Origin of the sequence: Gilvimarinus xylanilyticus (genome assembly GCF_024195295.1) — a bacterium.
In the GTDB taxonomy this organism is placed as follows: Bacteria; Pseudomonadota; Gammaproteobacteria; order Pseudomonadales; family Cellvibrionaceae; genus Gilvimarinus; species Gilvimarinus xylanilyticus.
Window position 1 is genome coordinate 714,980 of record NZ_JAMFTH010000001.1, and the last position, 10,996, is coordinate 725,975.

8 protein-coding genes are annotated in these 10,996 nt (G+C 55.5%); all 8 read left to right on the plus strand.

The genetic code is table 11. From position 1 onward, the window contains the following. The first annotated feature begins 7 nt into the window (after positions 1-7). Positions 8-508: a TRAP transporter small permease gene (locus M6D89_RS03030; protein ID WP_253966555.1), complete on the plus strand. Its 501-nt coding sequence runs from the start codon at positions 8-10 to the stop codon at positions 506-508. After that, positions 501-1,796 (plus strand): TRAP transporter large permease, encoded by a 1,296-nt coding sequence (locus M6D89_RS03035; protein ID WP_253966556.1) that lies wholly within the window; start codon positions 501-503, stop codon positions 1,794-1,796. Before M6D89_RS03030 ends, M6D89_RS03035 begins: the two co-directional genes overlap by 8 nt. A 99-nt stretch (positions 1,797-1,895) precedes the next feature. Further along, positions 1,896-4,007, plus strand: coding sequence for a beta-galactosidase (locus M6D89_RS03040; RefSeq protein ID WP_253966557.1), 2,112 nt, complete (start codon positions 1,896-1,898; stop codon positions 4,005-4,007). A gap of 53 nt (positions 4,008-4,060) precedes the next feature. Beyond that, the gene (locus tag M6D89_RS03045) at positions 4,061-5,479 is read left to right on the plus strand and encodes a glycoside hydrolase family 28 protein (RefSeq protein WP_253966558.1); all 1,419 of its coding nucleotides are present in this window, start codon (positions 4,061-4,063) and stop codon (positions 5,477-5,479) included. A gap of 332 nt (positions 5,480-5,811) precedes the next feature. Further along, on the plus strand, positions 5,812-8,517 hold the full coding sequence (locus tag M6D89_RS03050) for an exo-rhamnogalacturonan lyase family protein (protein ID WP_253966559.1): 2,706 nt from the start codon (positions 5,812-5,814) through the stop codon (positions 8,515-8,517). Positions 8,518-8,567: 50 nt separating this feature from the next. Next, positions 8,568-9,674 (plus strand): beta-galactosidase BglB, encoded by a 1,107-nt coding sequence (gene bglB, locus M6D89_RS03055; RefSeq protein ID WP_253966560.1) that lies wholly within the window; start codon positions 8,568-8,570, stop codon positions 9,672-9,674. Between the two features lie 94 nt (positions 9,675-9,768). Then, entirely contained in the window at positions 9,769-10,083 is a 315-nt protein-coding gene (rhaM, locus tag M6D89_RS03060) for an L-rhamnose mutarotase (RefSeq protein ID WP_253966561.1), read from the plus strand. Between the two features lie 9 nt (positions 10,084-10,092). Beyond that, a complete protein-coding gene (locus M6D89_RS03065) occupies positions 10,093-10,875 on the plus strand; it encodes a DUF1961 family protein (RefSeq protein WP_253966562.1) in 783 nt (260 codons plus the stop codon). Positions 10,876-10,996 lie beyond the last annotated feature (121 nt).

Consider the following 10,996-nt stretch of genomic DNA (forward strand, 5'->3'; position numbering starts at 1 on the left):
GTAACCTATGATTAATCGCGTTCGCAAGACGCTGGACCGAATTATTGTGTCGGTGTGCAGCATCTGGTTGCTGGCCATGGTCGCCATGACCTGCTGGCAAATTATCAGTCGTTATTTGCTGGGGGTTCCCAGTACTTACTCTGAAGAGTTTCTGCGTTTTTCTCTGGTGTGGGTGTCCATGCTGACAATCGCCTATGTGGTGGGCTTGCGCAAACACGTCAGATTTACCTTGTTTTCCGATAAGGCCTCGGAAAAAGCGCAACGTTACTGGCAAATTTTTATTGAGCTGGCGTTTTTAGCCTTTGCTGTTTTTATCCTTGTGCAAGGCGGCTATCACGCCAGCAGCATCACCATGAACCAAATTTCCCCCTCCCTGGGCTTGCCCATGGGCTATGTCTATTTGGCTTTGCCCATCGCCGGGGCCGTGTTAGCGCTGTACAGCCTGCTCAATTGTATTCAATTGTTTACCGGTGAGATGGCTCCCGACGAGGAGGCCAGCAATGCTTGATGCCGCGTTTGTATTAATAGCGTCTTTCGCTTTACTGCTGGTGTTGGGTATTCCCATTGGTATTTGTATCGCCGTGTCATCGGTGATCACTATTGCCTTGGTGTTGCCTTTGGATATCGCCCTGTTTACCACAGCGCAAAAGATCTTTTCGAGTCTGGATAGCTTTTCCCTGTTGGCAGTTCCGTTTTTTATTTTATCCGGCGTGATGATGAACTCGGGCGGTATCGCAATTCGCTTAGTGAACTTTGCCAAGCTTTTCAGTGGGCAGATTCCGGGTTCGCTCTCCCATACCAATATTGCCGGCAATATGATGTTTGGCGCGATATCCGGGTCGGCCATTGCGGCTTCTACCTCTATTGGCGGCGTGATGGTGCCGATGAGCAAAAAAGAGGGCTACAAGAATTCCTTTGCGGCAGCCGTAAATATCGCTTCGGCGCCTACGGGCATGCTTATTCCTCCCACTACGGCGTTTATTTTATATGCGCTCGCCAGCGGCGGCACTTCAATTGCGGCGCTATTTGCCGGCGGCCTGATTGCCGGTGTGCTCTGGGGCGGTGGATGCATGCTGGTGACTTACTTTATTGCGCGGCGCCGGGGTTATCGCTCGGAGCGACTGGTGGAAAAAGGCACGGCGCTTCGGGTGACTCTTGAGGCCCTGCCGAGTTTGCTGCTGATTATTGTAGTCGTGGTGGGCATTATCGCGGGCGTGTTTACCGCGATTGAAGCCTCGGCAGTGGCTGTGGTTTACACCGCCTTTCTTACCATGGTGGTGTATCGCTCGGTATCCATGGCTGGCTTGCGCGATGTGCTGGCGCAAACGCTGGTGATGTCCGGCATTATTATGTTCCTTTTGGGCACCTCGTCGGTAATGTCTTTTGCCATGGCCATTACCGGTCTGCCGGATTTGATCAGCGGCATGATTCTCGGCCTGTCGGATAACCCCGTTATTGTGTTGTTGGTGATAACGCTTTTCCTGTTATTGATCGGCACCTTTATGGACATTGGCCCGGCTATTTTAATTTTTACCCCAATCCTTTTGCCCATTGCCTTAAAGATTGGCGTCGACCCGGTGCACTTTGGCATTTTGATGGTTTACAACCTGTGCATAGGCACGATTACTCCGCCGGTGGGCAGCGGCTTGTACGTGGGCGCCAGTGTCGCCAATGAAAAAGTGGAAAAAATATTACCGTCTCTGATGCCGTTTTATGGTGTGATCATCTTGGTTTTGCTGCTGATCGCTTTAGTACCTGAGGTTACTTTGTTTTTACCAAGAATGTTGGAGTTGTAGTCCCCGGTTTTGTCCACCCGGGCCCTTGGATCAGGACGTTACCATCACAAAAATTATCAGTGGGAGTAGAAGAACATGCAGCTATCGAGACGAAGCGCTATGAAACTGATGGCCTCGGCGACGGGAATGGCGGCATCCGCCCCTTATGTTTACGCCGGCAGTGGCGCGGCGCGCGGCGCTCAGCCCGCGAGCCCTTATCAGATGAATCGTTTGGTACACGGCGTTTGTTATTACCCGGAGCTGTGGCCGAAAGAGGATGTTGACCGCGACATCGTCGAGATGAAAAAGCTGGGCATTAACCTGATTCGCATCGGGGAGTTCGCCTGGTCAAGCATGGAGCCGCAAGAGGGAAACATTTCCACTCGCTTTTTTCGCGACGTGATGGATAAGTTCCATGACGCCGGTATTTCAGTGGTGTTCTGTACGCCCACGCCCACACCGCCGCGCTGGTTGACTTACAACCACCCGGATCGCTTGTTTGTTAACGCCGATGGCGAGCGCTTGATTCACGGCGCGCGCCAACATGTGAGCTACGAACACCCCGCCGTGCGCGAAGCCAGTTTCCGAATTATTAAGGCCATTGCGCAGGACTTGGGAGATCATCCGGCGCTGGTGGGGTGGCAAATTGATAACGAACTCAAATGTCATGTGGCGGAAGATTTTAGTCCCGCGGCTGTGGCCTCTTGGCACCGCTGGTTGAAAGAGCGCTTTGGCACCATTGAGCGACTGAACGAGGAGTGGGGCACCCACATTTGGAGCACCTACTACAATTCGTTTGAGCAGGTGCCTGCGCCTTTCAAAACGCCGTTTCTGCACAATGCTTCCCTAAGTACCGCGTATCGAATGTTTAACCGGGAGCGTATCGCTGAGTTCTCGGATCAGCAGTGCGAGATTATTCGCCAGTACTCCAAGGCGCCGATTACCCACAATACCAACCCGGCGTTCTCGGTGAATCACGAGCGTTTGTTTGAAAATTTGGACTTTGCCTCCTACGACGCTTACCCCTCCAGCGAACAGTGGGATGCGCTGGTGTTTCGCAGCGATATGTATCGCGCCGCCAAACCGGGGCGTCCCTTTTGGCTGATGGAAACCAGCGTGGCGCACAATGGTTGGTTGGGGAATCACACCGTTATGCATCCGCCGGGTTATCTCGCGGCCGAGGCGTCACTGGTGTATGCCATGGGCGGCGAGGGATTTTGTTACTGGCTCTGGCGCCAGCAGCGTACCGGGGCCGAAATTCCCCACAGTGCGGTGCTCAGCAGTTGGTATAAGCCGTCTATTGGTTACTCCCAGGTCGAACAAGTCGGGCGCATGCGCCAGCAAATGGAACCGCTGCTGGTAAACAGTCAGCCGCTGGTGCCGGAAATTGCCGTCACCTGGTCCGACCACGCCCGGGCGATGATTGAAACCGAGCCCATGGATAAAGACGAAAATTTCCCCGATAAGTATCAGGGCGTGGTGCAACTGTGGCACAAGAAAATCTTTGAGCTGGGGTACCACCGTGAAGTCCGGTTTGAAGGTGCCGCCCTCGACGGACTGAAGTTTCTGATCACCCCGGCCATGCCCTATGTCAGTGAAGAGTTTTTGCAGCGGGTAATTGAATTTGTGAAAGCCGGCGGGATCTGGCTGGCCGGGCCGGGCACGGGTATGCGTGGCCGCGAGCACAGCATTCCCACCGATTCCGGTCTGGGGCTGCTGGATGATGTGGCCGGTGTGAGCGCCGAGTATGTTTTCCCGCTGACCGGTACCGGCATACAGGGTAAGGCCGACGGCAAGACGCTGGATTTCACCGGTTGGTGCGCGGCGCTAAAGGCGGACCACGCCGACACCCGAGTGCTGGGCACTTTGGAAACCGAGCTGGCACCGGGCACGGCGTTTCTCACCGAACGCCGACTGGGTAAGGGCAAGGTCGTACTGCTGTCTGCTCACCCCTCTGGCGAGACCGGCGAGCAATTTTTGCGTGAGTTGATTCAGCGCTACGCCCGCGAGCTGCAACTGCGCCCGCCGTTTGAGGTGAGCGCCGGCACGGTGGTGGCGCCGCGAGTGGATCAACAGGGGCGCCGTTTGTGGATCGCCGTCAACATGGATGGCCAGGGTGGTCGCTTGGACCTGCCCAGCGGCGCTCGCGATGCTTCCAGTGGCGAGGCTTTGCAAGGCTCAAGCGTTACTGTTGCCCCCTATGGGTGGAAGGCCGTTGTGCTGCCGTCGTAAACCCTGATCTTGCGGCCCTAGGGGCCGCCTGCCCACAGCACGAGGTATATGCCATGAGCGATAAGCCCCTTCCCCCCGTTGCCGTTAATCGCCGCGCTTTTTTGCACGGTGCCCTGTCAATGGCCGCGCTGGCCGGTTGCACGTCGACCGCCCTGGTGAAAAAACAAGCCATGCCCATGGAGGAGATTAACGTGTCGGCACCATTTGCCATGCCGACCCTGCGGATTCCCGACTTCTCCGGTCGACCTTCCTACCGTATTACCGACTTCGGTGCCAGGCCGGATGACAAGGTGGTCAATGGTAAAGCCATTCACCGCGCCATAGCGCTGGCCTCTGAAAATGGCGGCGGCACGGTGGTTATTCCTCGGGGCGAGTGGCTGACCGGTAAAATCCACCTGCAAAGTCACGTTAATCTGCACTTGGAAGAGGGCGCTGTTCTGCTGTTTTCTGAGGACCCGGCCGATTACCTGCCAGCGGTAAAGACTACCTGGGAGGGAATGGAGTGCTATAACTACTCGCCCCTTATTTATGCTTATGGTTGCGACAATATTGCCATTACCGGCAAGGGCACCCTCAAGGCCCGGCTGGATGTGTGGGAGGTATGGTACGGCCGCCCCGAGCCGCACATGGATGCTCTGGCCGAGCTGTACCATATGGCCGCCAAGGGCGTACCGGTGCAAGAGCGTCAAATGGCGTATGAGGGGGCCAACCTGCGTCCTCATTTTGTGCAGTTTAACCGCTGCCGCCATGTTCTGGTGGAGGGCATCTCGATAGAGAATTCCCCCTTTTGGGTGCTGCACCCGTTTCTCAGTAAAGATGTTGTGATTCGCGGTGTGAGTGTGCACGCCCACGGTCACAACAACGACGGCGTCGACCCGGAAATGACGCAAAACATGCTGATTGAGAATTGCACCTTTGATCAGGGGGATGACGCCATCGCGGTTAAGTCGGGGCGCAACCAGGACGCCTGGCGACTCAACCGACCCGCCAAAAATATCGTTATGCGCCACTGCCGAATCAAGCAGGCGCATCAGCTGCTGGCCGTGGGCAGCGAGCTGTCTGGGGGCGTTGAAAATATCCTGGTCGAGCACTGCCAGTTTGACGACGGCACCGAGTACGCCGGTACCGGCAACCTGGTATTTATCAAAACCAACGAGCGTCGCGGTGGTTTTGTGCGCAATATTACCGTGCGAGATGTGACCGCCGTTGCCCTGGAGGGTGGGGCGCTCAGTATTGCCACGGATGTGCTCTATCAGTGGCGGGATTTGGTGCCCACCTACGAGCGCCGCCTGACGCCCATCGAGGGAATCACCCTGGAGAATATTCGCATTGAGCAAGCGCGCTACCTGTGCAAGATAAATGGCCAGCAAGCCCTGCCGGTAAAAGACGTCACCCTGAATAACGTTCGCGCCGACCAGTTGAAGGAAGCGGCCATTCAAAACACCCATGTGGTTCCCTTTCAGCACCGCTAACAGGATCGGTGTTTAGCGGTCTCTCTCGTGGGGCTTTTTAGCGGGGGCGGGCCGTGGAAGGCTTCAGGCACATTTTCTCCTCCCGTCAGTGGTTTTGCGCCTCAATATGGCTCAGCGGTGTGTTAATTCGCGGGGCCGGGAGGCTGCTCGATGGTGTCGGCACGGGTGGTGTGGGGTAGCTCTTTTGGTGATTGATAATAGTCTTAAATCAATCATATAAAAACAAAACAAATCAATAGTTGTCATTATGTGTCGAACATGCTAGTTTTTATCGGTAAATTACAGCTTTGTCGCTGTCTGATAACGATAAAACCGTGCGGGAATGATGCTGGATGAATCGACGTGAATTTCTAAAAAAGGGGGGCGTGGCCGCTTCTCTTCCCCTTGCGCTCCCGGCGCTCAACAGTGGTTGTGCGAGCAGCTCACCGGCGCAGGCCACCCAGGCGCGCCAGTCCGGGCACCTGAGCTGGCTAGAGGGCAAAGAGCCGGCGGTTAAGGCCGGTACAACCTGGGGGCACCCCTGGCCGCAGGGGGCACTCAGGCGCGAGCAGCCTTTGAGTTTGGTTAACGCCGCAGGGGACAAGGTACCCCTGCAGAGCTGGCCAACCGCCTATTGGCCCGATGGCAGCATCAAGTGGACCGCGCACGCGGTTCCGGCGGGAATCTCACTCGGGGATCAGTTTCAGATAAAAAAGGAGCGCGGACCCGCCCCGAATCTGCCGGTTCGAGTGGCCACCTCCGCTGAATCAATCACGGTGGATACCGGCGTGGTGACAATTTCTGTCCCCACCAGCGGCGAGCATCTTATCAGCACTCTGTCACGCGACGGCCGCACGATAAGTAAGAATGCGCGTCTGGTGGGATTGGTACAGGACCAAGTTGAGCCGGACGCCGTCGCCCAGGTCTTTGCGTTTCAATCCCAAACCCAGACGGTTTCGGTCGAGCAAGAGGGGCCGGTGCGCGCGGTGGTTAAAATTGAGGGCGTTCACCAAATTGACAAGGGTAAGCAGTGGCTACCCTTCACCCTGCGCCTTTACTTATACAGTGGCGCCGAATCGGTGCGAATCAGCCACAGTTTTGTGTTTGATGGCGATGATCAAAAAGATTTTATTCGCGGCCTGGGGTTGCGCTTTGATGTCGTGCAGCGCGATGAACTCTACGATCGCCACGTGCGTTTTGTGGGCGAAAATGACGGCCTGTGGGCCGAATCGCCGCAGGGCATTACCGGCCTGCGCCGCGACCCGGGCAAAGCTGTGCGCGACGCCCAGATTGCGGGCCGCAAAACGCCGCCTTTAAGCGAGTGGCCAAGCGATGTCAGCAGCAGACTGAAATGGGTTCCGGTCTGGAACGACTTTACCCTGTCCCAGCTTACCGCCAATGGTTTTGCGATTAAAAAGCGCACCAAAGCCGGCCACGGCTGGATCAATGCCGACCAGGGCCAGCGCGCGGCGGGCACCGCCTATGTGGGTGGCGCCTCCGGGGGCGTGCTGTTCGGTATGCGCGACTTCTGGCAATTGCATCCGGTACAAATTGATATTCGCAATGCAGGGCAGGAAGAAGCCGAAGCCACCTTATGGTTTTGGTCGCCCGAGGCGCCGCCCATGGACGTGCGTTTTTATCACGACGGCCTGGGCCAGGAAACCTACGAGCAGCAGTTGGATGCGCTGCGCATTACCTATGAAGATTACGAACCGGGTTTTGGCACGGCCTACGGCGTAGCGCGCACCACGGATTTTGTCCTGTGTGTCATGGGCGCCACGCCCTCGCGCACCACCAGCGTCAACTGGGCCCGCGAAATTAACACCCCCGGGCAGGTGATGGCGGCCCCCGAAGATATACTAAAAACCGGTGTGTTTGGTGGCCTGTGGAGTCTGCCAGATCGTTCCTCGCCGAAGAAAAAACAGATTGAAGATCGCCTCGCCTGGCAGGTGAATTACTACCGCCAGCAAGTGGATCAGCGCCACTGGTATGGCTTTTGGGATTACGGCGATGTCATGCACACCTACGATGTTGACCGCCACGTGTGGCGTTACGACATTGGCGGTTACGCCTGGGATAACTCCGAACTCTCGCCGGATTTGTGGCTGTGGTATTCCTTTTTGCGCAGTGGCGATGCCGCAACTTTCCGCCTGGCCGAAGCCATGACCCGCCATAACCGGGATGTGGATATTTACCACTTGGGCCGCTTTAAAGGCCTGGGTACCCGCCACAATGTGCAGCACTGGGGTTGCAGTGCCAAACAGTTGCGTATCAGTACGGCGGCCTATCGCCGTTTTCATTATTTTCTCACCGGTGACGATCGCACCGGCGATGTACTCAACGAAGTGATTGACGCCGGCGAAGCACTGACCCGCGTCGACCCCACCCGTAAGCTTGCTAACCGCGAGCCGGTGCCGGGGCCCGAGCGGATGCAAGTGGGCACCGACTGGGGTTCGGTGGCGTCAAACTGGCTGACGGCCTGGGAGCGCACCGGCGATGATCAGTACCGCCAACGACTGATCGGGGCCATGCGCACTATTGGCGGCAATGCCGATGGATTTTTTGCTGGCACCTACGGGTTCGATCCAACGACCAAAAAGTTGTTTGCACCGGCGGATGGCGAGGCCCAGGTATCGCACCTAAGTGCGGTCTTCGGCCTGGTAGAGATTAATGCCGAGCTAATTCAGCTGTTGGATGTGCCGGAATACAAAGCCGCCTGGCTGCGCTACTGCCGCTTGTACAATGCCAGCGATAAGGAAAAGATCGCCGCTGTGGGCAAAGCCTTTGGCACTCACTTGGAAGCGCCGCACTCGCGCCTGACGGCCTACGCCGCCGCGCAGAACAAAGATTCGGCTCTGGCCAAGCGCGCCTGGAAAGAGTTCCGCCTGCCGCAGGAATTTGCCCTGCAGTGGACGGGCGATCATCAGGCTATTCTCGATGTAAAAGGGCCACAGGTGCTCAACCCGGTAGTCGAGGCTCCCTGGTTGTCCACCAATGACAGCTCCCAGTGGGGCTTGGCCGCGATCCAAAATTTAGCGTTGATTGGTAATGCGTTGTAAACGCCGGACCGGTTTTTAACTCATTTAATACTCTAGAGGTTGTAACAAGTATGCCTACGGTTGCTCATAACATTGAATACACCAACGTCCGCAACAGCATTGATAAGCTGATCGATAATCTGGTTAACATTAAAGACGAAACCGGCGAGTTTTTGCTTAAGCTGGAAGACGGCCGGGTGATTGATACCAAAGGCTGGGCCGGGTGGGAGTGGACCCACGGAATCGGCTTGTATGGCTTGATGAAATACTGGGACATCACCGGTGATGATAAACCCCGACAAATTATTGAAGACTGGTTTAGTGATCGTTTTAAAGAAGGCACCACTACCAAAAACGTAAACACCTATTCGCCTTTTCTGACCCTGGCTTATATGTATGAGCGTAACGGCGACCGCTCCTACTTGCCTTATCTGGATGTGTGGTCAGAGTGGGTGATGCGCGATATGCCCCGCACCGCCGAAAATGGTTTGCAACACATCGTTTACAACTCAGAGAACTACCAGCAGATCTGGGACGACACCTTGATGATGAGCGTTATGCCGCTTGCCAAAATCGGTCTGGTGCTGGATCGCCCCCATTATGTGGAAGAAGCCAAGCGTCAGTTTATGCTCCACATTAAATATTTGGCGGATCGTAAAACCGGCTTGTGGTTTCACGGCTGGACCTTCGATGGCAACCACAACTTCGCCGATGCTTTGTGGGCCCGCGGCAACAGCTGGGTGACCATCGCGATTCCCGAGTTTATCGAACTGCTGGATTTACCCGAGACCGATGGCTTGCGCATGTTCCTGGAGGAAACGCTGGAAGCGCAGGTTAAGGCGCTGCAACAAACCCAACATGCCGATGGCCTGTGGCACACACTGCTGGATGACCCCGACTCATACCTGGAAGCCTCGGCCGCTGCCGGTTTTGCCTACGGTATTCTCAAAGGTATTCGCAAAGGTTACCTGGATAAAAAATACGAAGAGGTAGGCATTAAGGCGGTTAAAGCGGTACTGGATAACATCAGCGCCGATGGCGAGCTGCAACAGGTGTCTTTCGGCACCCCGGTATTTGACGACCTGCAGGGTTACCGGGATATTCCGCTAACCTCCATGCCCTATGGTCAGTCCATGGCAATTTTGCTGCTGGTGGAATACATGAACTACTACATCTGATTGCCGTTTACCCCGCCTTATTTTTTAAAAATAGGGCGGGGCTGCTTTATCAAATTCACAAAACCGCCAAGTCCATCCATTCGGAGTGTGAGTAATGGAAAAGATTGCGTTTGTTATGCAGCTTAAGCCCGGGTTCGAACAGGAATACCAAAAACGTCACGACGACATCTGGCCGGAACTTGAGAAAGAACTTCGGGACGCTGGGGTGTCGGACTACTCCATTTTTCTGCACCCAGAAACCCTGCAGTTATTTGGCGTGCTTAAGCGCGAAGATAATCACCGCATGGATGATCTGCCGCAGACTCAGATAATGCAGAAATGGTGGCGGCATATGGCGGACATTATGGACACCCACGCCGACAACAGCCCGGTCACCGCGCCTTTAAATAAAGTGTTTCATTTGGAGTAGTGCATGGGTGTGAGTCATAAAACCGTTGCCGCGCCCCAAGGGCTGTGTTTGCTAATGCTCGCCTTAAGCTTGTTTTGGGTTGCGGGCTGCGCAACCGTACCCCCGCAACAGGTGCAAACGGAAATTCCACCCGAGCCTGGCCCGTTACTTTACCGCGCGGATTTTGCCAGCGCCGAATCGGTTTCTGACTGGGTAATGGAAGGCCCGGGTGAAGTTTCTTTCGACCAGGGCTGGATGACAATGCTGTCCCCGGACGAGCAAGGTCATCACGTATTCTGGTGTCCACAAGAGTTTCCCGATAATTTTATTGCCACCTGGGATGCGCAAAACCTGGACCTGGAAGCGGGCCTGGTGATTGTATTTTTTGCCGCTTCTGGCGTGAATGGTGAAGATATATTTTCCCCGGAGCTGGCTCTGAGAGATGGCACCTTCACCCAATACACCGAGGGTGATATAAAAAGTTACCACATATCTTACTACGCCAATGCCGCGCACAACCCAAGCCGCGGCCACGCCAATTTACGCAAGAACAATACCTTTAGCTTGCTGCAAAAAGGCGAGCTTGGTATTCCCACAGAATCCACGCGCCCTCACGAGATCACCCTGGTAAAACAGGGCAGTCGCATCCGCCTTTATGTGGATGAACGCAAGGTGATTGATTACACCGATGATACGCCGGTGGTGGATGGCGTTGACACCGGCCCGTCACTGGCAGGGGGAAAGATGGGTTTTCGGCAAATGAAGTGGACGCAGTTTCGCTACCGAAATTTTCGCGTTTACGCCTTGCCGTAACCATTGGCCAAAACCCACTGGTCCAAACATGCAAGCCCCGCAATTAATGGTCCGTGCCAGAGACGTAATAGGGGAAATCCATAGTAAGAGGCGACAGCCCGCGTTTACCCAGTGAATTTTA

What these genes read in the sequence shown, in the direction of transcription:
- M6D89_RS03030 (WP_253966555.1), top strand. Translation starts at nt 8, where the DNA reads ATGATTAATCGCGTTCGCAAGACGCTGGACCGAATTATTGTGTCGGTG.
- M6D89_RS03035 (WP_253966556.1), top strand. Translation starts at nt 501, where the DNA reads ATGCTTGATGCCGCGTTTGTATTAATAGCGTCTTTCGCTTTACTGCTG.
- M6D89_RS03040 (WP_253966557.1), top strand. Translation starts at nt 1,896, where the DNA reads ATGAAACTGATGGCCTCGGCGACGGGAATGGCGGCATCCGCCCCTTAT.
- M6D89_RS03045 (WP_253966558.1), top strand. Translation starts at nt 4,061, where the DNA reads ATGAGCGATAAGCCCCTTCCCCCCGTTGCCGTTAATCGCCGCGCTTTT.
- M6D89_RS03050 (WP_253966559.1), top strand. Translation starts at nt 5,812, where the DNA reads ATGAATCGACGTGAATTTCTAAAAAAGGGGGGCGTGGCCGCTTCTCTT.
- bglB (WP_253966560.1), top strand. Translation starts at nt 8,568, where the DNA reads ATGCCTACGGTTGCTCATAACATTGAATACACCAACGTCCGCAACAGC.
- rhaM (WP_253966561.1), top strand. Translation starts at nt 9,769, where the DNA reads ATGGAAAAGATTGCGTTTGTTATGCAGCTTAAGCCCGGGTTCGAACAG.